The 22,816-nt window shown below is 61.6% G+C and carries 33 protein-coding genes; all 33 read right to left on the bottom strand.

Annotation, left to right across the window (positions count from 1 at the left end):
* Window positions 1-89: 89 nt before the first annotated feature.
* Complete coding sequence (locus tag CXY70_RS16370; protein ID WP_104193393.1) at window positions 90-686, bottom strand: adenylate kinase; 597 nt, start codon at window positions 684-686, stop codon at window positions 90-92.
* Window positions 683-2,005 carry a preprotein translocase subunit SecY gene (secY, locus tag CXY70_RS16375; RefSeq protein WP_104193394.1) on the bottom strand — a complete coding sequence of 441 codons (1,323 nt, stop codon included), beginning with the start codon at window positions 2,003-2,005 and terminating at the stop codon, window positions 683-685. Before secY ends, CXY70_RS16370 begins: the two co-directional genes overlap by 4 nt.
* 144 nt (window positions 2,006-2,149) lie before the next feature.
* Entirely contained in the window at window positions 2,150-2,710 is a 561-nt protein-coding gene (gene rplO / locus CXY70_RS16380) for a 50S ribosomal protein L15 (RefSeq protein ID WP_104193395.1), read from the bottom strand.
* Window positions 2,710-2,892 (bottom strand): 50S ribosomal protein L30, encoded by a 183-nt coding sequence (gene rpmD, locus CXY70_RS16385; protein ID WP_066597599.1) that lies wholly within the window; start codon window positions 2,890-2,892, stop codon window positions 2,710-2,712. Before rpmD ends, rplO begins: the two co-directional genes overlap by 1 nt.
* Window positions 2,892-3,599 carry a 30S ribosomal protein S5 gene (gene rpsE / locus CXY70_RS16390; protein ID WP_369827303.1) on the bottom strand — a complete coding sequence of 236 codons (708 nt, stop codon included), beginning with the start codon at window positions 3,597-3,599 and terminating at the stop codon, window positions 2,892-2,894. Before rpsE ends, rpmD begins: the two co-directional genes overlap by 1 nt.
* Complete coding sequence (gene rplR / locus CXY70_RS16395; RefSeq protein ID WP_092107252.1) at window positions 3,596-3,967, bottom strand: 50S ribosomal protein L18; 372 nt, start codon at window positions 3,965-3,967, stop codon at window positions 3,596-3,598. The genes rpsE and rplR overlap by 4 nt, the downstream gene beginning before the upstream one ends.
* Before the next feature lie 2 nt (window positions 3,968-3,969).
* Window positions 3,970-4,506 (bottom strand): 50S ribosomal protein L6, encoded by a 537-nt coding sequence (gene rplF / locus CXY70_RS16400; protein WP_092339429.1) that lies wholly within the window; start codon window positions 4,504-4,506, stop codon window positions 3,970-3,972.
* A gap of 6 nt (window positions 4,507-4,512) precedes the next feature.
* Window positions 4,513-4,911: a 30S ribosomal protein S8 gene (gene rpsH / locus CXY70_RS16405; protein WP_104083772.1), complete on the bottom strand. Its 399-nt coding sequence runs from the start codon at window positions 4,909-4,911 to the stop codon at window positions 4,513-4,515.
* Window positions 4,912-5,120: 209 nt separating this feature from the next.
* The gene (rplE, locus tag CXY70_RS16410; RefSeq protein ID WP_104193396.1) at window positions 5,121-5,729 is read right to left on the bottom strand and encodes a 50S ribosomal protein L5; all 609 of its coding nucleotides are present in this window, start codon (window positions 5,727-5,729) and stop codon (window positions 5,121-5,123) included.
* A complete protein-coding gene (gene rplX, locus CXY70_RS16415; RefSeq protein WP_092107244.1) occupies window positions 5,729-6,088 on the bottom strand; it encodes a 50S ribosomal protein L24 in 360 nt (119 codons plus the stop codon). Before rplX ends, rplE begins: the two co-directional genes overlap by 1 nt.
* 2 nt (window positions 6,089-6,090) lie before the next feature.
* Window positions 6,091-6,459 carry a 50S ribosomal protein L14 gene (gene rplN / locus CXY70_RS16420; protein WP_092451145.1) on the bottom strand — a complete coding sequence of 123 codons (369 nt, stop codon included), beginning with the start codon at window positions 6,457-6,459 and terminating at the stop codon, window positions 6,091-6,093.
* A 34-nt stretch (window positions 6,460-6,493) separates the two neighbouring features.
* Entirely contained in the window at window positions 6,494-6,793 is a 300-nt protein-coding gene (rpsQ, locus tag CXY70_RS16425) for a 30S ribosomal protein S17 (RefSeq protein ID WP_035834619.1), read from the bottom strand.
* A 2-nt stretch (window positions 6,794-6,795) separates the two neighbouring features.
* Complete coding sequence (gene rpmC / locus CXY70_RS16430) at window positions 6,796-7,140, bottom strand: 50S ribosomal protein L29 (protein ID WP_104193397.1); 345 nt, start codon at window positions 7,138-7,140, stop codon at window positions 6,796-6,798.
* On the bottom strand, window positions 7,140-7,559 hold the full coding sequence (gene rplP / locus CXY70_RS16435) for a 50S ribosomal protein L16 (protein WP_035880247.1): 420 nt from the start codon (window positions 7,557-7,559) through the stop codon (window positions 7,140-7,142). The genes rpmC and rplP overlap by 1 nt, the downstream gene beginning before the upstream one ends.
* Window positions 7,559-8,329 (bottom strand): 30S ribosomal protein S3, encoded by a 771-nt coding sequence (rpsC, locus tag CXY70_RS16440; protein ID WP_104127853.1) that lies wholly within the window; start codon window positions 8,327-8,329, stop codon window positions 7,559-7,561. Before rpsC ends, rplP begins: the two co-directional genes overlap by 1 nt.
* Window positions 8,329-8,694, bottom strand: a complete 366-nt coding sequence (gene rplV, locus CXY70_RS16445; protein WP_035880249.1) for a 50S ribosomal protein L22 — start codon at window positions 8,692-8,694, stop codon at window positions 8,329-8,331. Before rplV ends, rpsC begins: the two co-directional genes overlap by 1 nt.
* Window positions 8,695-8,720: 26 nt before the next feature.
* Window positions 8,721-9,002 carry a 30S ribosomal protein S19 gene (gene rpsS, locus CXY70_RS16450; RefSeq protein ID WP_092107237.1) on the bottom strand — a complete coding sequence of 94 codons (282 nt, stop codon included), beginning with the start codon at window positions 9,000-9,002 and terminating at the stop codon, window positions 8,721-8,723.
* Between the two features lie 9 nt (window positions 9,003-9,011).
* A complete protein-coding gene (rplB, locus tag CXY70_RS16455; RefSeq protein ID WP_092339441.1) occupies window positions 9,012-9,851 on the bottom strand; it encodes a 50S ribosomal protein L2 in 840 nt (279 codons plus the stop codon).
* A gap of 22 nt (window positions 9,852-9,873) precedes the next feature.
* Complete coding sequence (gene rplW, locus CXY70_RS16460; RefSeq protein ID WP_092107233.1) at window positions 9,874-10,176, bottom strand: 50S ribosomal protein L23; 303 nt, start codon at window positions 10,174-10,176, stop codon at window positions 9,874-9,876.
* The gene (gene rplD, locus CXY70_RS16465) at window positions 10,176-10,826 is read right to left on the bottom strand and encodes a 50S ribosomal protein L4 (protein ID WP_104193398.1); all 651 of its coding nucleotides are present in this window, start codon (window positions 10,824-10,826) and stop codon (window positions 10,176-10,178) included. Before rplD ends, rplW begins: the two co-directional genes overlap by 1 nt.
* Before the next feature lie 5 nt (window positions 10,827-10,831).
* Entirely contained in the window at window positions 10,832-11,491 is a 660-nt protein-coding gene (gene rplC / locus CXY70_RS16470; RefSeq protein WP_092107229.1) for a 50S ribosomal protein L3, read from the bottom strand.
* Window positions 11,492-11,499: 8 nt separating this feature from the next.
* Complete coding sequence (gene rpsJ / locus CXY70_RS16475; protein ID WP_035834607.1) at window positions 11,500-11,808, bottom strand: 30S ribosomal protein S10; 309 nt, start codon at window positions 11,806-11,808, stop codon at window positions 11,500-11,502.
* 483 nt (window positions 11,809-12,291) lie between these two features.
* Window positions 12,292-12,729: a hypothetical protein gene (locus tag CXY70_RS16480; protein WP_104193399.1), complete on the bottom strand. Its 438-nt coding sequence runs from the start codon at window positions 12,727-12,729 to the stop codon at window positions 12,292-12,294.
* Window positions 12,730-12,889: 160 nt separating this feature from the next.
* Window positions 12,890-14,083: an elongation factor Tu gene (gene tuf, locus CXY70_RS16485; RefSeq protein ID WP_104127849.1), complete on the bottom strand. Its 1,194-nt coding sequence runs from the start codon at window positions 14,081-14,083 to the stop codon at window positions 12,890-12,892.
* Window positions 14,084-14,217: 134 nt separating this feature from the next.
* On the bottom strand, window positions 14,218-16,332 hold the full coding sequence (gene fusA, locus CXY70_RS16490; protein WP_104193400.1) for an elongation factor G: 2,115 nt from the start codon (window positions 16,330-16,332) through the stop codon (window positions 14,218-14,220).
* Between the two features lie 135 nt (window positions 16,333-16,467).
* Window positions 16,468-16,938 carry a 30S ribosomal protein S7 gene (gene rpsG / locus CXY70_RS16495; RefSeq protein ID WP_092107221.1) on the bottom strand — a complete coding sequence of 157 codons (471 nt, stop codon included), beginning with the start codon at window positions 16,936-16,938 and terminating at the stop codon, window positions 16,468-16,470.
* Window positions 16,938-17,312, bottom strand: coding sequence for a 30S ribosomal protein S12 (rpsL, locus tag CXY70_RS16500; protein WP_035834602.1), 375 nt, complete (start codon window positions 17,310-17,312; stop codon window positions 16,938-16,940). Before rpsL ends, rpsG begins: the two co-directional genes overlap by 1 nt.
* Window positions 17,313-17,741: 429 nt before the next feature.
* On the bottom strand, window positions 17,742-18,458 hold the full coding sequence (locus CXY70_RS16505) for a spermidine/putrescine ABC transporter substrate-binding protein (protein WP_104193401.1): 717 nt from the start codon (window positions 18,456-18,458) through the stop codon (window positions 17,742-17,744).
* 63 nt (window positions 18,459-18,521) lie between these two features.
* Window positions 18,522-19,013, bottom strand: coding sequence for a hypothetical protein (locus CXY70_RS16510; protein WP_104193402.1), 492 nt, complete (start codon window positions 19,011-19,013; stop codon window positions 18,522-18,524).
* Window positions 19,014-19,147: 134 nt separating this feature from the next.
* Complete coding sequence (locus tag CXY70_RS16515; protein WP_104193403.1) at window positions 19,148-20,254, bottom strand: hypothetical protein; 1,107 nt, start codon at window positions 20,252-20,254, stop codon at window positions 19,148-19,150.
* 88 nt (window positions 20,255-20,342) lie between these two features.
* Window positions 20,343-20,999, bottom strand: coding sequence for a hypothetical protein (locus CXY70_RS18060; protein ID WP_199183465.1), 657 nt, complete (start codon window positions 20,997-20,999; stop codon window positions 20,343-20,345).
* A gap of 2 nt (window positions 21,000-21,001) precedes the next feature.
* Window positions 21,002-21,670, bottom strand: coding sequence for a hypothetical protein (locus tag CXY70_RS16525; protein ID WP_104193404.1), 669 nt, complete (start codon window positions 21,668-21,670; stop codon window positions 21,002-21,004).
* Complete coding sequence (gene pilM, locus CXY70_RS16530; protein ID WP_104193405.1) at window positions 21,667-22,782, bottom strand: type IV pilus assembly protein PilM; 1,116 nt, start codon at window positions 22,780-22,782, stop codon at window positions 21,667-21,669. Before pilM ends, CXY70_RS16525 begins: the two co-directional genes overlap by 4 nt.
* Window positions 22,783-22,816: the final 34 nt, after the last annotated feature.

A 22,816-nucleotide genomic window follows, 5' to 3' on the forward strand; every position in this document is an offset into this window, starting at 1 on the left:
CGATATTTTATGTATTGGTTGTTCACATGCTGATGGGCCGGGCCGAAAGGCCCGGCCCGAAACGGTCAAAGCGGCTCAGAAAAACCGGTTCAGAGCGTGGTCGTGCTGGCGCGCAGGCCGCGTTCGGCCAGTGCGGCCAGGATGCGTTCGGTGACCTCTTCCACGGCGCCGAGTCCATCAATCGTGACGACGAGGCCGCGGGCACTGTAGACATCAATCAACGGAGCGGTCTGCTCGGCGTAGACGTCAAGCCGGTGACGGATGACATCGGCCGTGTCGTCCGCGCGGCCTTGCTCGGCGGCACGCTTGAGCAGCCGGGTGACCACCTCGTCGGTGTCGGCGGTGATCAGCACGACAACGTCGAGCTGGGTCCCTTCGGCGTCCAGGAGACGGTCGAGCTCAGCGACCTGATCGGTTGTGCGCGGGTAGCCGTCGAGCAGAAAGCCGCTGGCAGCATCCGCTTCTTGCAACCGGTCAGCAACGATCGCGTTGGTGAGGGTATCTGGCACGTAGGCGCCAGCATCCAGGTACGACTTGACCTCGAGTCCGAGCGGGGTCTCGTTGGTCACGTTGTATCGAAAAATGTCCCCGGTGGAGACGGCAGGAACACCGAAAGCGAGAGCGAGACGCTCGGCCTGGGTACCCTTGCCAGCACCGGGCGGGCCGATCAACAGCAAGCGCGTCATTTGAGAAGCCCCTCATAGTGTCGCTGTTGCAGTTGCGAGTCAATCTGCTTAACCGTCTCGAGCCCCACGCCGACGATGATGAGAATGCTCGCGCCGCCGAACGGGAAGTTCTGATCGGCACCGACAACGGAGAATGCGACGAGCGGAATCAGTGCGATCAGGCCCAGATAGAGCGAGCCGGGAAGGGTGATGCGCGTCAACACGAAGTCGAGGTACTCAGCGGTCGGGCGGCCGGCGCGAATGCCGGGAATGAATCCGCCGTACTTCTTCATGTTGTCGGCGACTTCTTCGGGGTTGAACGTGATGGCCACGTAGAAGTAGGTGAAGCCGATGATCAGCAGGAAATACATTGCCATGTATAGCGGCTGATCGCCACCGGTGAGGTTCTGCGAGATCCACACCACCCAGGCCGGGGCTTCAGCGCCCGCTGCCGGCTGGTTGAACTGCGCGAGCAGGGCCGGCAAATACAACAGCGAGGAGGCGAAGATCACGGGAATCACGCCGGCCATGTTGACCTTGATCGGAATGTACGTGTTGTTGCCGCCGTAGGTTCGGCGACCGACCATGCGTTTGGCGTACTGCACGGGAATTCTTCGTTGCGATTGCTCCACGAAGACAACGCCGGCGACCACCAGAATGCCAACGATCAGCACAATGATGAGGGTATCTGGTCCCTGCTGCTGGCCGATAGCGCTGAGCGAGCCGGGAAACAGTGCCGCGATCGAGATGAAGATCATGAGCGACATGCCGTTGCCGACGCCGCGCTCGGTGACGAGCTCACCCATCCACATGATGACGCCGGTGCCGGCGGTCATCGTGATGACCATGAGCATGATGGCGTACCAGGCGTCGTTGGTGATCAGCTGCGTGCATTCGGTGCTGGCGGATGTGCCGAAAAGGGCGCCGCTACGGGCCACCGTGATGAGCGTGGTCGACTGCAAAATGCCCAGGGCGATCGTCAGGTAGCGGGTGTACTGGGTCAAGGTGCTCTGGCCCGATGCACCTTCTTTATACAGGGTGTCAAAGTGCGGGATGACCACGCGCAGCAACTGCACGATGATCGAGGCCGTGATGTACGGCATAATTCCCAGTGCGAAGACGCTCAACTGGAGCAGAGCTCCACCACTGAAGAGGTTGACGAGCTCGTAGAGGCCGCTCGTGCCCTGGTTGGCTGCGAGACACAGCTGCACGTTGGCGAAGTCCACAAATGGGGTCGGAACAAACGAGCCCAAGCGGAACAGAGCAATGATGCCCAGGGTGAAGCCGATCTTCTTGCGAAGGTCGGGTGTGCGGAAGATCCGCGCAATGGCGCTAAACAAAAAGGCCTCCAGATTTTTACGCAGATCGACAGTGCAGATCGATATAGAGCGGCAACTCGACTTAAAACGATCGAGCTTGTCGAATCACACCAAACGATTTACTCGATTGACGGATTCGACAAGCTCGACTGAGCGTCTACGGACTTACTTTACAGATCCACCCGCGGCGACAATTTTCTGCTCAGCTGAAGCAGAGACCTTGTCGACCGTCACGTTCAGCTTAACGGTAATTTCACCGGTTCCGAGAACCTTGACTTTTTCGTTGTCACGAACTGCACCCTTGGCAATCAGGCTGGCGATGGTGACATCGCCGCCGTTCGGGTAGAGCAGCTCGAGCTTTTCCAGGTTGACAACCTGGTACTCGACGCGGAACGGGTTCTTGAATCCACGCAGTTTCGGGGTGCGCATGTGCAGAGGCATCTGCCCACCCTCGAAGCCGACGCGCACGCTGTAGCGTGCCTTCGTGCCCTTGGTTCCTCGACCCGCGGTCTTACCCTTGGATCCTTCACCACGGCCAACGCGCTGGCGAGCCTTCTTCGCTCCGGGCGCCGGGCGAAGGTGGTGTACCTTCAGCACGTGCTCGCGGGGCTCAGTGGGCTCAGCTGCAACAGCGACCTTCTTCGGGGCAGCGGCCTTTTTGGGGGCAGCTGCCTTTTTCGTGGCAGGCTTGTCGGCTACTTTGGTAGCTTCCTTCTCGTCAGCCATTAGTCAATCTCCTCGACCTTTACGAGGTGAGCGACGGTGTTGACGTAGCCACGGTTCTGCGAGTTGTCCTCGCGGATCGTGACGGCGCCAATGCGTCGCAGACCCAGGCTGCGAAGAGTGTCGCGCTGGTTCTGCTTCTCACTAATTTTGGACTTGATCTGTGTGATCTTCAGCTGGGCCATCAGGCACCTGCCTTCGCGGTTGCGGCCGCTGCAGCTGCAGCAGCGTCGGCACGAAGAAAACGGGCCGGAGCCACGTCTTCGTAGGCGAGGCCGCGGCGAGCCGCAACCGCACGCGGCTCTTCGAGCTGGTGCAGTGCCTCAACCGTGGCGTGCACGATGTTGATGGTGTTCGACGAGCCGAGCGACTTGCTCAGCACGTCGTGGATGCCAGCGCATTCGAGTACGGCGCGCACCGGGCCACCGGCGATAACGCCGGTACCTGCTGCTGCCGGACGAAGCAGAACGACGCCGGCTGCGGCCTCACCCTGCACGGGGTGCGGGATGGTCAGGCCGACGCGAGGAACGCGGAAGAAGTTCTTCTTCGCCTCTTCAACGCCCTTGGAGATAGCGGTAGGGACCTCGCGGGCCTTACCGTATCCAACGCCGACCAGGCCGTTACCGTCGCCGACGACAACGAGAGCGGTGAAGCTGAAGCGCCGACCACCCTTGACGACCTTCGACACGCGGTTGATGGTGACGACGCGCTCCAGGAACTGGCTCTTGTCGGCATCGCGGCTTCCGCGGTCCTTGTTCGGGTTGCGCTCACGTCCACCACGACGAGCCTCGCGAGGCTCATTCTGAGGCGGGGTGGTGGAGGCGGCGGTTTCAACCGGCGCCTCGGCAACGGCAGCAACAGGTGCTGTGGTTTCGATCTTTTCAGTGCTCACAGGTTCAATCCACCCTCTCGAGCTCCTTCAGCGATGGCTGCGACGCGTCCTGCGTACTTGCTGCCACCACGGTCAAATACAACGGCTTCGATGCCGGCGGCTTTCGCACGCTCAGCAACAAGCTCACCGACCTTGCGGGCCTTGGCGGTCTTGTCACCATCGAAGGTGCGCAAGTCCGTTTCGAGCGTGGATGCCGACGCAAGGGTGAAACCCTTGCTGTCGTCGACGACCTGCACGAATACGTGGCGAGCGGAGCGCGTGACGACGAGGCGCGGGCGAAGCGCCGTTCCCTCGATCTTCTTGCGAAGACGTGTGTGACGACGTCCGCGGGCTGCGGCCTTGCTCTTGCCTCTAGTTCCGAGTCCCATGGTTACTTACCGCTCTTTCCGGCCTTGCGGCGAACAATCTCGCCGGCGTAACGCACACCCTTGCCCTTGTAGGGCTCTGGCTTGCGAATCTTACGGATGTTGGCGGCAACCTCGCCGACGGCCTGCTTGTCGATTCCGCTGACCGTGAGCTTGTTGACACTCTCAACGGTCAAAACGATTCCAACGGGCGGCTCAACGACGACCGGGTGCGAGAAGCCGAGGGCGAACTCAACAGAGGTGCCCTTCTGCGCCGCGCGGTAACCGGTACCGACGATTTCAAGACCCTTGGTGTAACCAACGGTTACGCCGATGATCTGGTTGTTGATCAGGGTGCGGGTCAGACCGTGCAGCGAACGCGACTGGCGCTCGTCGTTCGGACGGGTGACGAGAACGTGACCGTCCTCGATCGACACCGAGATGGGGTTGGAAACAACGAGCGCGAGCTCGCCCTTCGGGCCCTTGACGGAGACGGCCTGGCCGTCAGCCACAACCGTGACCCCAGCGGGGATCGGGATGGGGAGTCTTCCAATACGTGACATTCTCGGTTACCACACGTAGGCGAGAACTTCTCCGCCTACGCCCTTCTTCTCAGCCTGGCGGTCGGTGAGCAGACCGCTGGAGGTGGACAGGATGGCAACGCCGAGGCCGCCGAGAACCGTGGGGATCTCGGTCGACTTTGCGTACACGCGCAGGCCAGGCTTGGAAACCCGCTTGATGCCTACGATGGAACGCTCGCGGTTCGGACCGAACTTGAGGTCCAGCGTGAGGGTCTTGCCTACTGTTGCATCCGTGACGGTCCAGGCGGAAATGTAACCCTGAGCCTTGAGGATGTCAGCGATGTGCGCTTTCAATTTGCTATGCGGCATGGACACGGTGTCGTGGTACGCCGAGTTCGCGTTGCGCAGTCTGGTCAGCATGTCTGCGACCGGATCTGTCATTGTCATTTTGTGGTGCCTTTCTCGCCTGGTTTCGCCCATCCGTTACACGAATGACGACCTGTGGTGGTGAGGAAACCGATCGGTTGATCGGCTTCCGGGGTGAAAATCTGTGTGCGCCCGGTGTTTACGTGCTCAGCGGGCGTTGCCAACCGGAGTTGGGAGCCTGCAAGCGCAAGCTCCCCACTCTAGTTGAAATTGTTCCTGCGTAGTGCGAACTACTTCTGTGCGTCGTCGGTCTTGAACGGGAAGCCGAGCGCCTTGAGCAGCGCGCGACCCTCGTCGTTGGTCTTCGCGGTCGTGACGACCGTGATATCCATACCGCGAACGCGGTCGATGCGGTCCTGGTCGATCTCGTGGAACATGACCTGCTCGGTCAGACCGAAGGTGTAGTTGCCCGCACCGTCGAACTGCTTGTCGGACAGACCGCGAAAGTCACGGATACGAGGAAGGGCCAGGCTGAGCAGCCGGTCCAGGAACTCCCACATGCGGTCGCCACGAAGAGTGACGTGGGCGCCGATGGGCTGTCCTTCACGCAGTTTGAACTGCGCGATGGACTTGCGAGCCTTGGTGACCTGCGGCTTCTGGCCGGTGATCTTGGTGAGGTCAGAAACCGCACCGTCCATCACCTTGCCGTCGCGTGCTGCTTCTCCAACACCCATGTTGACGACAATCTTCATCAGGGTGGGGATGCGATGCACGTTGGTGAAGCCGAGTTCCGTCGAGAGCTTGGCACTGATCTCATCGCGGTACTTCTGCTTCAGACGCGGCAGGGCCTTGACGGGCGCGGCGCCCTCAGTGCCTTCAACAACTGCGGTGTCAGTCATTAGAGGTCCTTCCCTGACTTCTTGGCGTAACGAATGCGGACCGTCTTGGTGACGCCGTCCTTCGTTACCTCTTCCTGGCGGAACCCGACGCGGGTCGGCTTCTTGGTCTCCGGGTCGACGATGGCAACGTTGGACACGTGGATGGGGGCTTCGAAGGTCTCGATGCCGCCCGTCTTGGTGCCGCGCTGGGTCTGGCCAACACGAACGTGCTTGGTCACGAAGTTGATGCCCTCAACGAGGACACGGTTCTTCTCGACATCGACGGAGATGATCTTGCCCTGCTTGCCACGGTCTCCGCCGCGAGCCTGGCTGCGGCCGCTGATGACCTGAACCAGGTCACCCTTTTTGATTCTGGCCATGATTAAATAACCTCCGGTGCCAGCGAGATGATCTTCATGAACTTCTTGTCGCGAAGCTCGCGACCGACCGGTCCGAAGATTCGGGTGCCGCGGGGGTCACCGTCTGCCTTCAAGATCACTGCAGCGTTCTCATCGAACTTGATGTAGGAGCCGTCTGGACGACGGGTCTCCTTCTTGGTGCGAACGATGACAGCTTTGACGATGTCACCCTTCTTGACGTTGCCGCCCGGGATTGCATCCTTGACCGTCGCGACGATGACGTCGCCGAGGCCGGCGTAACGACGGCCGGAGCCACCGAGAACGCGGATGGTCAAGAGTTCCTTGGCGCCGCTGTTGTCGGCAACCCTGACTCGTGATTCTTGCTGAAGCACTTTATAACTCCTTTACGTCAAGTAAGCGCGAGGCTTACTTGGCCTTCTCAAGAATCTCGACCAGGCGCCAGCGCTTGGAAGCGCTAAGCGGACGGGTCTCACTGATCAGGACCAGGTCGCCGATTCCGGCGGAGTTCGCCTCGTCGTGCGCCTTCAGCTTGGATGTACGGCGGATAACCTTGCCGTACAACGGGTGCTTTACGCGGTCTTCGACCACGACAATGATGGTTTTGTTCATCTTGTCGCTGGTCACATAACCACGCAGCGTCTTGCGGTAACCGCGTACGAGCTCGGTGGCTTCGCCCGCGACGACCGTTTCGTCAGTCTTCGCCATGACTAGGCCTCCTTCGTCTCGACGGCCTCAGCTGCAGCGTCGTCGGTGGACTCCACTTTTGCCTTAGCCTTCTTGGTCTTCTTTTCAGCCTTCTCAGCCTTGGCCGGAGCCTCCACTGCAACCGGCGTGGCACGAATGCCCAGCTCGCGCTCACGGAGAACCGTGTAGATGCGAGCGATGTCGCGCTTGACCGCGCGGAGGCGGCCGTGGCTCTCGAGCTGACCGGTGGCCGACTGGAAGCGCAGATTGAACAGCTCTTCCTTGGCCTTCTTCAGCTCATCGAACAGCTTTTCATTGTCAAAAGTATCGAGCTCGACTGGGGCGAGCTCCTTGGTTCCGATCGCCATTATGCGTCGCCCTCCTCGCGCTTGATGATGCGTGCCTTGAGGGGCAGCTTGTGAATTGCGCGGGTCAGCGCCTCTTTCGCAACGGCGTCGGTGACACCGCTGAGCTCGAACAGAACGCGACCCGGCTTGACGTTGGCAACCCACCACTCGACTGAACCCTTACCGGAACCCATGCGGGTTTCGGCCGGCTTCTTGGTCAACGGGCGGTCGGGGTAGATGTTGATCCACACCTTTCCGCCACGCTTGATGTGACGCGTCATGGCGATACGAGCGGACTCGATCTGACGGTTGGTCACATAAGCGGGGGTCAGCGCCTGGATGCCGTACTCACCGAAGGACACCGTGGTGCCACCGGTAGCGTGGCCGGTGCGACCCGGGTGGTGCTGCTTACGGTGCTTGACTCTGCGTGGAATCAACATTATTTAGCCTCCGCGACTGCTGCGACCGGTGCCGCTGCCGGAGCATCTGCACGAGGTGCACGGCGCGGTCGATCGTCACGACGCTCGGGGCGGGACGACTTAGCGTTGGCCTGCTCGCGAGCGAGTTCCTTGTTGGTGATGTCGCCCTTGTAGATCCAGACCTTCACGCCGATACGGCCGAAGGTGGTCTTGGCTTCGTAGAAGCCGTAGTCGATGTTCGCGCGCAGGGTGTGCAGGGGCACACGACCTTCGCGGTAGAACTCGCTGCGGCTCATCTCGGCGCCACCCAGACGGCCAGACACCTGGATGCGAACACCCTTGGCGCCGGCGCGCTGTGCGCCCTGCAGGCCCTTACGCATCGCGCGGCGGAAGGCCACACGTGCGGAAAGCTGCTCGGCAATACCCTGCGCGACGAGCTGGGCATCCTGCTCGGGGTTCTTGACCTCGAGGATGTTCAGCTGGATCTGCTTGGCGGTGAGCTTCTCAAGGTCAGAGCGGATGCGCTCGGCCTCCGCGCCGCGGCGACCAATCACAATGCCCGGACGGGCAGTGTGAATGTCAACGCGAACACGGTCACGAGTGCGCTCGATCTCGATGCGGCTGACGCCGGCACGGTCAAGGCTGGTGCTCAGCAGGCGACGGATCTTGACGTCTTCTGCAACAAAGTCAGCGTAACGCTGACCAGGCTTGGTCGAGTCAGAGAACCAACGCGATACGTGATCGGTGGTGATTCCCAGACGGAAGCCATAGGGATTTACTTTCTGACCCATTACTTCGTACCCTCCTCAGGAGTGGTGAGCACAACCGTGATGTGGCTGGTGCGCTTCTTGATTTCGAATGCGCGGCCCTGGGCACGAGCCTGGAAACGCTTGAGGGTCGTACCCTCGTCAACGAATGCCCGACTGATGAACAGGTCCTGCTCGTCCAGATACGTATTGGCTGCATCTGCCTTGACCCGGGCGTTGGCGATGGCCGAGGCCACCAGCTTGTACACCGGATCGCTCGCACCCTGCGGCGCGAACTTCAGAATTCCCAGCGCTTCATGCGCCTGCTTGCCGCGGATCATGTTGACAACGCGACGAGCCTTCTGGGGGGTAACGCGGATGTGACGCACGCGTGCGATCGACTCCACCATTTCTTCTCCTCCTTCACGTCACCGCGTTAGCGGCGACGGCCCTTCTTGTCGTCCTTCACGTGTCCACGGAAGGTGCGGGTAGGTGCAAACTCACCGAGCTTGTGACCGACCATGCTCTCGGTGACGAACACCGGGATGTGCTTGCGTCCGTCGTGCACTGCGATGGTGTGTCCGAGCATGTCGGGGATGATCATCGAGCGGCGCGACCAGGTCTTGATTACGTTCTTGCTCTTGGCTTCGTTCGCCGCGAACACCTTGCGAAGCAGGTGGTCGTCAACGAAGGGGCCTTTCTTAAGACTTCTTGGCATCGTCTACTCCTACTTACGCTTCTTGCCGACGGTACGGCGACGAACAATGAGCTTGTCGCTTTCCTTATTCGGGTGGCGGGTGCGCCCTTCCTTCTGGCCCCAGGGGCTGACGGGGTGACGTCCACCGGACGTCTTACCCTCACCACCACCGTGCGGGTGATCGACCGGGTTCATGGCAACACCACGAACGGTCGGGCGAACGCCTTTCCAGCGCATACGTCCGGCCTTGCCCCAGTTGATGTTCGACTGCTCGGCGTTGCCGACCTCGCCGATTGTCGCGCGGCAGCGAGCATCCACGTTGCGGATTTCACCAGACGGCAGACGAAGCTGGGCGTAGACGCCCTCCTTCGCGACGAGACGAACCGACGAACCGGCGGAGCGGGCCATCTTGGCGCCACCACCCGGACGCAGCTCGATCGCGTGAATGATGGTACCGGTGGGGATGTTCTTCAACGGCAGGTTGTTACCGGGCTTGATGTCAGCCCCGGCTCCCGATTCGATGATGTCGCCCTGGCTGAGCTTGTTCGGCGCGATGATGTAACGCTTCGTGCCGTCGATGAAGTGCAGGAGCGCGATGCGCGCCGTACGGTTCGGGTCGTATTCAATTTCAGCGACGCGGGCGTTGACGCCGTCCTTGTCGTTGCGCTTGAAGTCGATCACGCGGTACTGGCGCTTGTGGCCACCACCGATGTGACGGGTCGTGATGCGGCCCTGGTTGTTACGTCCACCGGTCTTGGAGAGCGGACGCAGAAGCGACTTCTCCGGGGTGGAACGCGTGATTTCCGCGAAGTCGGCAACGGATGAACCGCGTCGACCCGGGGTCGTGGGCTTGTACTTACGAATAGCCATTAGTTATCCCTCTGCCTGTCGCTTAGCCGACGGCCGTGAAGATGTCGATGGAGCCAGACTTGAGCGTGACAATGGCACGCTTGGTGTCCTTGCGCTTGCCCATGCCGAACTTGGTGCGGCGAGTCTTGCCCACGCGGTTCAGGGTGTTGATCGAAGCGACCTGCACCTTGAAGATCTTTTCGATCGCGAGCTTGATCTCCGTCTTGTTCGAGCGGGGGTCAACGATGAAGGTGTACTTACCCTCGTCAATCAGGCCGTAGCTCTTCTCAGAGACAACCGGAGAGATGATGATGTCGCGGGGGTCCTTGTTGGTCGCGATAGTCATTATGCAGCCACCTCTTCCTTCTTGGTCTTGCTCTCCACGAACGCGTTGAACGCGCCGGTGGTGAAGACGATGTCGTCGCTGACGAGCACGTCATAGGCGTTGAGCTGATCCCACGAGAGGATGTGCACCGTCGGGAGGTTGCGAATGCTGCGCAACGTGGTCTCGTCGGTGCGCTCGAGAACAACCAGCACGTGCTTGCTCGTGGCGATCTGCGTGAGCAGCTCCAGGGCAACCTTGGTGTTGGGGGTCTCCGCCGTGAACAGTGCCTCGACGATGTGCAGGCGGCCACCGCGGGCGCGGTCGCTCAGTGCACCCTTGAGGGCTGCGGCGATCATCTTTTTCGGGGTGCGCTGGTCGTAGCTGCGCGGGGTCGGTCCGTGGACGATTCCACCACCGGTCATCTGAGGAGCACGGATCGAGCCCTGGCGAGCGCGACCGGTTCCTTTTTGCTTGAACGGCTTGCGGCCGGCACCGGAAACTTCTCCACGGCGCTTGACCTTGCTCGTTCCCTGGCGTGCGGCAGCGAGCTGCGCAACAACGACCTGGTGGATGAGAGGAATGTTGGCGGGAACGTCGAAGAGTTCGTCGGGAAGCTCAGCTGAGCCTGCCTTCTTGCCCTTGGCGTCAATGATGTCGAGTGCTGTAGCCATGGTGACTAGGCTCCCTTCACTGCGTTGCGAACGAATACGAGGCGGCCACGAGCACCGGGAACGGCACCCTTGACGAGCATGAGGCCCTTGTCGGCGTCAATAGCGTGCACCTTGAGGTTCAGCACGGTTACGCGCTCGCCACCCATACGACCGGCCATGCGCATGCCCTTGAAGACACGGCTCGGGGTCGAGGAAGCGCCGATGGAACCGGGCTTGCGGTGGTTGCGGTGCGAACCGTGAGAGGAGGAGACACCCTTGAAGTTGTGACGCTTCATAACACCGGCGAAACCCTTACCCTTGCTGGTGCCCATGACATCAACCTTGGTGCCGGCAGCGAAGACACCGTCAACGGTGAGCTCCTGTCCCAGGTTGTAATCAGCGGCATCCGCGGTGCGGAGCTCGGTGATGTGGCGACGCGGCGTGACGCCGGCCTTGTCGAAGTGACCGGCAAGGGGCTTGTTGACCTTGCGCGGGTCGATGGGGCCGGCGGCGATCTGAACGCCGTTATAGCCATCCACTGCCTTGGTGCGAATCTGCGTGACAACGTTCGGCGCGATCTCAATGACGGTGACGGGAACAAGCTTGTTGTTCTCGTCCCAGACCTGAGTCATGCCGAGCTTTTTGCCGAGGAGACCCTTGGTGGTCTTGGTGTCGGAGTAAGACATCGCGGGCCCTAGAGCTTGATCTCGATGTTGACGTCGGCCGGAAGGTCGAGGCGCATGAGCGAGTCAACAGCCTTCGGGGTCGGGTCAATGATGTCGATCAGACGCTTGTGGGTGCGCATTTCAAAGTGCTCCCGGCTGTCCTTGTACTTGTGAGGAGAACGGATGACACACACCACGTTCTTCTCGGTCGGAAGCGGCACCGGGCCGACGACTGTAGCGCCCGCACGGGTCACTGTGTCGACGATCTTACGCGCCGAAATGTCGATGACCTCGTGGTCATACGACTTAAGTCGAATGCGGATCTTCTGTCCCGCCATGTCGAACTCTCTCTCTGTCGAGGCGTCTTACAGACAACGGCAGGATTTGCCGAGGTTGCATTGGACGCCGTAGTAGCACTGCTGCTATTAGCACCACTGTTCATATGTCAATTTCGATTCACGTCAAATAATCGACGCTCATCGTCAACGTCGACTCCCAGAAGCAGAACCTGGGGGACGGCACGGTTTTACCCAGGCCGACCAGATCGTTGATTTGTACTTCGCTCTGCTCCCTGCGGCCTAGCCTGCAATCTGCGCTCATCCGACAATGTGTTTTTCGAATGAGCGTGACGCGACTATGCACTGCCTGGCAGTGATTCCGGCGACGCATAGCGCACGCCGAAAGTGTTGAACTAGAAGAGTCTGCCACACAGTTGCCACTTCATGCAACCCGGGCGTGTCGCATTCGGCGTGTCGCACGATTTCGAGACGCAAGGCCCAACCAAGAGGCCGTGGGCGTCGGCTTTACTGCTACTTGGACGGCTAGCCTGCGGTGATGCCGGCAGCAACGCGCGGACTCTGGTCGGGGCAGCTTTTGGCAGTGGATTCGCTGAGGACGCGCTGGGCCATAATCTGTCGTGATTGGTCAGACAAACCGGTAGTTGGGTATTCAGCAAGCACCTTGTTGATGATTTCGGGAATCGTCAGGGAGGCATACTGCGTGAGGCTGTCGCAGACCAGCACGCTGTACACACTGACGGTACTCGCCACCATGCTGTCGAGAACCTGCTGTTCAGACTGAGCGGTCGGCGTTGGCGTGGCGATCGGTGATGGAGTGATAATCGGCGTGACCTGGGCGAGCAAGGGTTCAGCGACGGGGGCAGACCCGACCAGGCGTGGCACGATCACCACGGCAAGGATGGCGATGACGACAACCGCAATCCCTAACAGGATGCGCATTTCCAGTTTCGATATCTGCATGCGCAGAACATAACCGGATATCCACTATCCCGCGTCGGACAGGTGAGTATCGTCAACCACTTAAAGTATTCGACTTCGTGTGGGGTGCAAAAAAGGGGCCGGACTCGAAGGCCCGACCCCCTTTAGGAGATCGAAGTAGAAAAGACTACGTAAGTATTTACTACTTGATGATCTTGGTCACCGTGCCGGCGCCGACGGTGCGGCCACCTTCACGGATAGCGAAGCCGAGGCCCTCTTCCATGGCGATCGGCTGAATCAGCGCGACAGTCAGGTCGGTGGTGTCGCCAGGCATGACCATCTCGGTGCCCTCTGGCAGCGTGATGACGCCGGTGACGTCCGTGGTGCGGAAGTAGAACTGCGGGCGGTAGTTCGCGTAGAACGGGTTGTGACGGCCACCCTCGTTCTTGCTGAGGATGTACGCGGTGCCCTCGAAGTCGGTGTGCGGCGTAACCGAACCCGGCTTGACGACGACCTGGCCGCGCTCAACGTCTTCGCGCTTGGTGCCACGAAGAAGAAGTCCACAGTTCTCGCCGGCCCAAGCCTCGTCGAGCTGCTTGTGGAACATCTCAATACCGGTAACCGTGGTCTTCTGCGTCGGGCGGATGCCGACGATCTCGATCTCGGAGTTGATCTTGAGGGTTCCACGCTCGGCGCGGCCCGTAACAACGGTGCCACGGCCGGTGATCGTGAAGACGTCCTCGATCGGCATCAAGAACGGCTTGTCCTTGTCGCGGATCGGGTCCGGGATGAAGTCGTCAACGGCCTGCATGAGAGTCAGGATGTTGGCGGTCCACTTCTCGTCGCCCTCGAGCGCCTTGAGTGCGGACACCGGAACGACGGGGGCGTTGTCGCCATCGAAGCCCTGGCTGGAGAGAAGTTCACGAACTTCAAGCTCAACGAGCTCCATGATCTCTTCGTCGTCAACCATGTCGGCCTTGTTCAGCGCGACGAGCAGGGTCGGAACGCCGACCTGCTTGGCGAGAAGAACGTGCTCACGGGTCTGAGCCATCGGGCCGTCAGTGGCGGCAACCACGAGGATTGCGCCGTCCATCTGAGCAGCACCGGTGATCATGTTCTTGATGTAGTCAGCGTGGCCCGGAGCATCGACGTGCGCATAGTGACGCTTGTCGGTCTCGTATTCAACATGCGAAATGTTGATCGTGATGCCGCGCTGGCGTTCTTCCGGAGCCGAGTCAATCGACGCGAAGTCGCGCTGAACGTTGATCTTGGACGGGAACTTATCGGCAAGAACCTTGGAGATCGCTGCAGTCAGCGTGGTCTTTCCGTGGTCAACGTGACCGATCGTTCCGATGTTTACGTGCGGCTTTGTCCGCTCGAACTTGGCCTTGGCCACTGTGGGTCCTCCTCAGGACTCGCGTGCAAATTCACGGCCGCCGTTATGAGCGGCCGGTATGCGCTGGATGTGTCTACTTATATTACTAGGGCCAGGTGGCCGAAGCGATTCGGCCCGAAGGCCAGAACAGTGGGCTATTCGCCCTTGTTCTTGTTGATGATCTCGTCGGCAACTGCCTTCGGGACCTCCGCATAGCTCTCGAACGTCATCGAGTACACCGCCCGGCCTGAGGTCTTCGACCGCAGGTCACCGATGTATCCGAACATCTCCGACAGTGGAACGTGGGCGCGAATTACCTTCACACCCTGCGCATCCTCCATGGTCTGGATCTGCCCACGACGCGAGTTGAGGTCTCCGATTACGTCACCCATGTATTCCTCAGGGGTACGAACTTCGACGGCCATCAGCGGCTCGAGCAGAACGGGGTTCGCCTTACGAACGGCTTCCTTGAAGCCCATCGAGCCGGCAATCTTGAAGGCCATCTCCGAGGAGTCAACGTCGTGCGCAGCGCCGTCAAGCAGGCTGGCTCGAACGCCCACCATCGGGTAGCCGGCCAGGACGCCTACGCGCAGCGCATCCTGAATTCCAGCATCCACCGAGGGGATGTACTCACGCGGGATACGGCCACCGGTGACCTTGTTGAGAAACTCGTACGACTTCTCAGCAGTGATTTCCATCGGCTCGATCGCGATCTGAATCTTCGCGAACTGGCCGGATCCACCGGTCTGCTTCTTGTGCGTGTAGTCGTGACGCTCAACGGCCTTGCGGATCGTTTCGCGGTACGCCACCTGGGGCTTGCCGACGTTCGCCTCAACGTTGAATTCACGCTTCATGCGGTCGACCAGGATGTCCAGGTGAAGTTCACCCATTCCCTTGATTACCGTCTGGCCAGTTTCCTGGTTCTGCTCGGTACGGAAGGTGGGGTCTTCTTCGGCAAGCTTCTGGATGGCAAGGCCCAGCTTTTCCTGGTCCTGCTTGGTCTTGGGCTCGATGGCGACCTCGATAACCGGGTCAGGGAAGGTCATGGACTCGAGTACGACCTGCTGGTTCGGGTCGCACAGGGTGTCGCCCGTGGTGGTGTCCTTGAGGCCGATGACCGCGTAGATGTGACCGGCGGTGACGAAACCGACCGGGTTCTCCTTGTTGGCGTGCATCTGGAAGATCTTGCCGATGCGCTCCTTCTTGCCCTTGGTCGAGTTAATGACCTGGGCTCCGGAGTCGAGACGGCCCGAGTACACGCGCACGTAGGTGAGGCGACCGAAGAACGGGTGCACCGCAACCTTGAACGCGAGAGCCGTGAACGGCTCCTCGGCGTGCGGGTGACGCATGATGACCTTCTCCTCGTCGCGAACGTCGTGCGCCTCGATGGCGGCCACGTCGAGCGGGGTGGGGAGGTAGTCAACGACAGCGTCGAGCATCGGCTGAACGCCGCGGTTCTTGAACGCAGAACCACAGAGAACCGGGTAGATCTCGCTGTTGATGGTGAGCTTGCGGATGGCGCCCTTGATCTCGGCAACCGTCAACTCTTCGCCGGCGAAGTAACGCTCCATGAGGTCGTCGTCGGTTTCGGCGACGGTCTCGAGCAAAAGCTTGCGGTACTCGGCAGCCTTCTCCACGAGGTCGGCGGGGATCTCTTCGATGGCGTACTTCGAGCCCATCTCCACGTCACCCTTGGAGTCGCCACGCCAGGTCAGCGCGCGCATCTGAACGAGGTCAACGACACCCTCGAAGTTAGATTCTGCACCGATCGGCAGCTGGATGACCAGCGGCTTCGCGCCGAGGCGCTTGATGATGGTGTCGACCGTGAAGTAGAAGTCGGCGCCGAGCTTGTCCATCTTGTTGACGAAGCAGATGCGCGGCACGTCGTACTTGTCGGCCTGACGCCACACGGTTTCGGACTGGGGCTCAACGCCCTCCTTGCCGTCGAACACGGCAACGGCACCGTCGAGAACGCGAAGCGAACGCTCCACCTCCACGGTGAAGTCCACGTGTCCGGGGGTGTCGATGATGTTGATCTGGTTGTTGTCCCAGAAGCACGTCGTCGCAGCGGAGGTGATCGTGATGCCACGTTCCTGCTCCTGCGCCATCCAGTCCATCGTCGAGGCGCCGTCGTGGGTCTCGCCGATCTTGTGGTTGACACCCGTGTAGAACAGGATGCGCTCAGTTGTGGTGGTCTTGCCAGCATCAATGTGAGCCATGATGCCGATGTTGCGGACCTTACTCAGGTCGGTGAGCACGTCAAGTGCCACGGGGGTCCTCCGGAAGGGTAGGGGTGGAATTGTTGGAACAGAGTCCTGCGACCGAAGTCTTACCTCGGTCGCAGGCTCCCTCGGCGCTGGCGTCGCGCAATCGCTGGCGCGATTGCCATAGCTCCAGCGCGCTAACTACCAGCGGTAGTGAGCGAAGGCCTTGTTCGCTTCAGCCATTTTGTGAGTGTCTTCACGACGCTTGACAGCGGCACCGAGGCCGTTGCTCGCGTCGAGGATCTCGTTGGTGAGGCGCTCGGTCATGGTCTTCTCGCGACGCGCTTTGGCGTAGCTGGTCAACCAGCGAAGGGCCAGCGTGTTGGCGCGGTGCGGCTTGACTTCGACGGGCACCTGATAGGTGGAACCACCGACGCGGCGCGAACGCACCTCGAGGGTCGGACGAACGTTGTCGAGTGCCTTCTTCAGCGTGACAACGGCATCCAGCTCGTTCTTGGCGGAGACACCGGCGAGGGCATCGTAAACGATGCGCTCGGCGAGGCCCTTTTTGCCATCGAGAAGGATCTTGTTGACGAGCTGGCTGACGATGGGTGCACCGTAAACCGGGTCGGCAATGACAGGGCGCTTGGGAGCGGGTCCTTTACGGGGCATTACTTCTTCTCCATCTTTGCGCCGTAGCGGCTGCGAGCCTGCTTACGGTTCTTGACGGCCTGGGTGTCCAGTGCGCCGCGAATGATTTTGTAACGCACACCGGGGAGGTCCTTAACACGGCCTCCGCGCACAAGCACCATGGAGTGCTCCTGCAGGTTGTGGCCCTCGCCGGGAATGTAGGCGGTGACCTCTGTACCGTTGGAAAGCTTGACGCGGGCGACCTTGCGCAGAGCCGAGTTCGGCTTCTTCGGGGTGGTCGTGTACACGCGGGTGCAAACGCCGCGCTGCTGCGGGTTGGACTTCAGGGCGGGAGCCTTGGTCTTGGTGACCTTGGGGCTACGGCCCTTCCTGACCAACTGCTGAATGGTGGGCACTAATTACTCCTTGTTATTGCTGCACGGTGACAGCTTTGTGATGGTTAGCATTCGACCACTTCTTACGATTTGGTCGAGTTCATCTGGACCCGCTTGAACCCACACGATTGCTCGCGCGTGTTTTGGTGGGTATGCCGTGGGGGCTACTCGTTGAGTAAACCCTGCATGTGTGGAATCTTGCCCCGACCTGGTGCTTCCACGATGCGAACATCGTGCGGGCATAATTCAGGCGCACGACAAAGCGCACACCGGATAATACTAGCCCGGCGCGGCCGCCACGGTCAAATGGATTGCGGACACCGCCCGGCCGCCATTTTCGTGCCGTGGATGCGGACCGGGCCCGGGCCCCGTCCGCGGGCCCAGTTAATAAACTGGGCCCGGGTTCATAGGGTGGGCCCGGTCGGCATACAAGCGGATAGTGCGGCGCGACTAGGGATTGCGCGGCCACAGCGGGGAATCAAGGGTGCTCCCGAGGTCGACGAGCAGGGCCTGCACCTGGGGCTCGACGAATTGCGCGATGGCCTCGAGCAGGCGGGGCCTCTGTTGGGTGAGCTGGGCGCAGACTCGCAGGCCTACCTGGGTCGCGAACTCGTCGGCAAGTTGCATCTCGGCTTTGAGCGCTTGCTTTTCTGCGGGACTGAGCGGCGGAAGGGGGTCGGAGGACGGCGGAAGACTGTGCTCGTGCCTGGCGCTGTCGGATTCCGCGGCGGGTAGAGACGGTGATTGCACGGCGGGGAGGTGCTGGTCGGCAAGTTCACCGAAGGTGAAGAGATAGGGGGTGTCTGCTGCCGGTTGCGGGTCGAGGTCCAGGCCGCGAAACTCCGGGTCGAGACCCTCGGCGGGACGGTAGGCCTGGGCGGATTCGCGTCGCTCGCTCAGATTGAGTTCGTGCGCGAGCCGGGGCAGGTTGAGCTCGGTGTATTCGTCGACGGAGGCATCGATGACGATCTTCATGCGCATTGATAGGGCATGCTGAACGACGTGGGGGACGTCGACCGCGAGTCCGGCGGAGGCGACGATCGGCGATCCAAAGCACTGACGGCAGAGGCGCGCCCGACCGCGGTGTGTCGCGGGGCGCCACCTTGTGATCCAACGCAGCCAGTTCTCAACCTCGTGGTTGACGCGCGACTCGATGGACCTGTCCATAGTGCATAAGGGTACTCGTAACGCTTGCTGCGCGAGATGCCAAGATTGCACCCTCGTCGCGGGCTAGTTGTCGTCGTTCTTCTCCCACGGCCACTCCGGGGCGCCGGATCCTGCCGGTTTAGCCAGCAGTACCAGAAAGAACAAAAAGGCGATGAGCCAGCCGCTCACGGCGACGGCGATCGCGAATGGGCTCGTCAATTCGGCGCCAATGAAGATGACCGAGCGAAAGAGTTCGCCGGCGCCGAGGCTGTAGACGACTCCCCCGGAGATGCAATAGCCGAGATAGGCGGCGACGCCCGCGATGAAGATCGGTAGCGGAGGAATTTGTGTCAGTCGCTCTGGGGACCGCAACACGGCATTGAGGATGACCCAGACCAGTGCAAGCACCGCGATGGTGACCATGATGGGGCCAAGGAGGGCGCCGGCATCCGTTTCGTTGATGACATCGCGATCGAGCAACAGGCTCAGTATGCCGAACGCCGCCACGATGAACGCGACATAGAGCGCGACCGAAAAGGCCGCCATGGTGATCGCGTACTTTCGGTATTCCCGCATGGCTCCAGCGTAGGCCCGCTGGGTGTATCGCGCTGCCGGGGGACGGCGCCCCGTCCCCCGGCCCAGGTTATAACATGGGCCCACGTTCCGGGCCCGGGCCCCGTCCGCGAGAGGGGGCCGCGCCGGAATTCGGGTTAGGCGCGGGTGACGTGTGGGCCGTCGGCGAGGAGGCGCTCGTACTCGGTGCGGGCCTCAAGGTTCCTGGCGGTGACACGGCGCCCGCGGCGGGCGATCCAGGCTCCGGCCCAGATCGGTACCTCGCGGGCGATCAGCCCGGCAGCGATCGCACCGGGATTTAGCCACAGGGTGCCAACGAAGCGGTTAAGTTCAGCCGAACTGATGCCGTCCAGGCTGCCATCAAGCATGAGGCCGAGCAGCGCACCGCCGATATAGGAGAAATAGACCACTACGGCCACGAGGAACCCGAACAGCACGTAGGCCCACCAGCCGCCCCGATTGACCAGGGAGATCAGCCCGATGAAGGCGAGGAAGAAGAAAATGATGGGAATGTAGAAGAGTGGAAGAAGGGCGACGGTGCTGAACCCGTCTACGGTCGCCGCCATGGTCGTGCTCGTCAGGCCGATGATAACGAAGGCCGCAATGGCATAGAGCACGGCAAACACGACTGTGGCGAGCAGGGCGATCAGAATGCCGCCGCCGCGGTTGCTGCGGTCTTTAGGTTTCGTGGGTGCCTGCACGTAGATCGGCGACTGGTCCGGAGGTGTATACGACGACGGGGTCGAGGCCGGCACGTCACGCGGGGCATCGACGATGGCGTAGTCAATAGGTGACTCCGCGGCGGTGGTTCCCACAACGAGCGCGACGGGCACAACTGGCGACGTCGGCTCGGAGTCAACGCCGGCACTTTTCGCCGGAACAGTTTCGGCGGGCGTATAGGAGTCGGCGTAGTCGTCGGCGAGGCTCGGCGCGACGGCATCCGTCGACGCGACCGGAGCGGCCGTCGACATGCGCGCCAGGTTGTGGGCTGCGGTCGAAGCGGTCACCGCGTCGGCGCGCTCGGCCGCACTCAGGTTGGCGTTGATGGCGTCATAGTCGATGACGATGGGCTCCTGCACGGCTTCCGGCGTAACCGCAGATCGCTCCGAGGTCGACTCCGCTTCGGCGTGCTCGGGGGCACCGACCTGGTCGCTGGAACCCTGCTCTGACGGGGTCAGATCGGGCGCTGCGGCAGCATCCGTTTCAGGATTCTTCTTGCCGTCGGTTGGCGTGTTGTCGCTCATGCTGAACTCCTCGTGGCCTTCGCCGTGACTGACTTATATTGTACCAAGGGCACGGCAAATGCCACGGAGACTCGGCGCGCCACCCGTATTATCCCGCGGATGCCGGCGCCGCTGCCACGAGCGAATACACCAGCCCCGAGATCGTCGCGTTCACCGTGCCCGGCAGTCCAGGCGCCGCTGCAGTGCTCAGCCCGTCGACGAGAAACAACCGGCTCCCGGATTGCAGGCGCGAGACGAAATTGAGCACCTGGTCATAGCTGCCCGTGACCGTGACCTGCAGCGGGAAGGCGGCGAAGTTGGTGTTGTTGATGTCTGTGGCACTGGCCGCCGGAGCAACGGCCGGAACGACTGCTGGAGCTTCGGCCACCACCGGTGCCACCGGCGCGATTGGCGCGACCGGCGCGTACGCCACCGCCTCGCTCACCGTCATCCCGGTCAGGGTAAGGCCGGTGGCCAGAGCCTGGGCGTCGAGCTGGTCGACCAGATCCGGCATAGCCGAGCCACTGGGCACCGATTCGGCGAGCGCCTCTGCGTTCGTGGTGAGCGCGTCGAGGTTCTTGAAGTCATGCTTGAGGCGGGCAAGCAGCGCGACGTGTTCGGCATTCGTCGCCTGCATGATGGTGCGGCTCGCCTGGGCGGAGTTCATGCTCGCAAGCTGCGGCTGAATCCCCAGCACGACGCCGAGAACGACGATGACGCTCGTCACCAACACAGAGCCGATGAGCCAGAGTTTGTTGCTGTCCATGGCTACTTCTTTTCGGTCGGGTCGAAACGATGCGCGAACGCGGAGTCGTTGATGTGCATGGTGATGGTGACCGTGTAGGTGCCCGTGGTTTGCTCGAGGGTGACCGATCCGGGCAATGCGTCGGCGAACCCGTCGAGGGTGCCGAGCGCGGTGAGCCAGGCCGGGATGTCCGGCAGTACGGTGCTGCTGGCGGTGAAGGAGACCGTCGCTACTCGTGAGCCCTGCAACGGAGCAGTCGCCTGGGTGTAGGCGACTAGCGGTGTGGCCGAATCAACCTGAACGGTGGCGATCGCTACGCTGCGCGGCAGGGTGTTCTGCACGGCATCGAGGTAGGTCTTCCAGTCGATTTCGGTGGAGGCTCCGACCCTCTGCGCCGCCTCGGCCAGCGTGACCTGATTTTGCAATGCGCGCACGGCAAAATATTGACCCTGGTCGGTCAGAAGGGTTGCAGTTCGGTCCTGCTCGCTGGCCAGATTCATCTGGGCCCTGTGCGAAAGGGCGCTCGCCGACGCGACGAGCAGCGCGACGACCGCTGCGACCCCGGCGACACCGAGGCTCAGGCGCCGTCGTTGCTGCTGGCCACGACGTTCAGCGCGTACCTCGGGCGGGAGCAGGTCCAGCCGATGGTCGCCGCCGATGACCAGAACGTCTTCTTTCGCTCTGCGCCTCATGCTGCACGCCCGAGCGCAAGTCCGAGTGCCACGGTGTAGGCGGCACCGCTGTGGCGCAGCTTTTCCGCATCGATAGCGGATGCCAGCGCCACCGTCGACAACGGTTCTCCCGCCGACACCCCCAGGCGGGTCAGTTTCGACACGGCCTCCGGCAGCCCCGGCATCTGGGCTCCCCCACCGCTGAGCACGATCGAGGTCACCGGATCGCTGGGCCGAGTGTTTGCGTAGTAGTTGAGGGTGTTGAGCACACTGCCGAGCTGATCATTCATGACCTCCGCGATGATATCGGCGCCGACCGTATTGATCGGGCCCGATTCACCAGCGATGACTGCGTGGAACGGAACCGCGCTGCGGGAGGACCCCGGTCGGGCATCGGCTGCAGCACGCGCCAGCAGGCCGACGCGACGTTTGAGGAGGTCGGCGGTGCCGACATCCGTTTTCACGCCGGTAGCGATGGCCCGGGTGACGTCGTCGCCGCCGGTGGGGATGATGCGCACGAACTGGGGCACACCCTGCCGGGTGACGACCACGCTCGTGGTCGAGGCACCGAGGTCGATCACCGCGATGACACCATCGATACCGGGCCGGGTGACCAGCAGTCGGCTGACTGCGAACGGAATCAGGTCGACGTCGATCGTGGTGAGTCCGGCCAGCCGAACCGCAGAAACGTTGGCGACGACCGCTGCCTTGACCGCCGCAATGAGAAGACCGTTCACGATGGGGCCGTGCTCTGTGGTGGATTCCGAAATGGGATAGAAGTCGAGCAGGGCATCAGCGACGGGCACCGGCAGAAGGTCCTGTACCTCGAATGGAAGCGACTGGCGGATGCGCGCGAGCGACATTTTGGGCACGCTCAGGTCGCGGGCGAGCACCCGCTGACTGCCCATGCCGAGCACGACCTGGCGAGAGCGGAACCCGCCACTTGACCACAACGTTTTCAGTGCGGCTGCGACGGTATGCGGCTCGAGTACCTCGCCGCTGACAACGGCGCCGACGGGCAGCGGAACCTCGTGATAGCGCAGCACCAGTGGCCGAGTTTTGCCGGGATTGCGCACCTCGACGGCACGCAGGTGCGCCGTGCCGATGTCAATTCCTACGATGTTTGAGGACACGCGACATGCTCCTTTATATAGGGGTCGAGAATGA

Source organism: Cryobacterium sp. Y82, assembly GCF_002929495.1.
Classification (GTDB): Bacteria; Actinomycetota; Actinomycetes; order Actinomycetales; family Microbacteriaceae; genus Cryobacterium; species Cryobacterium serini.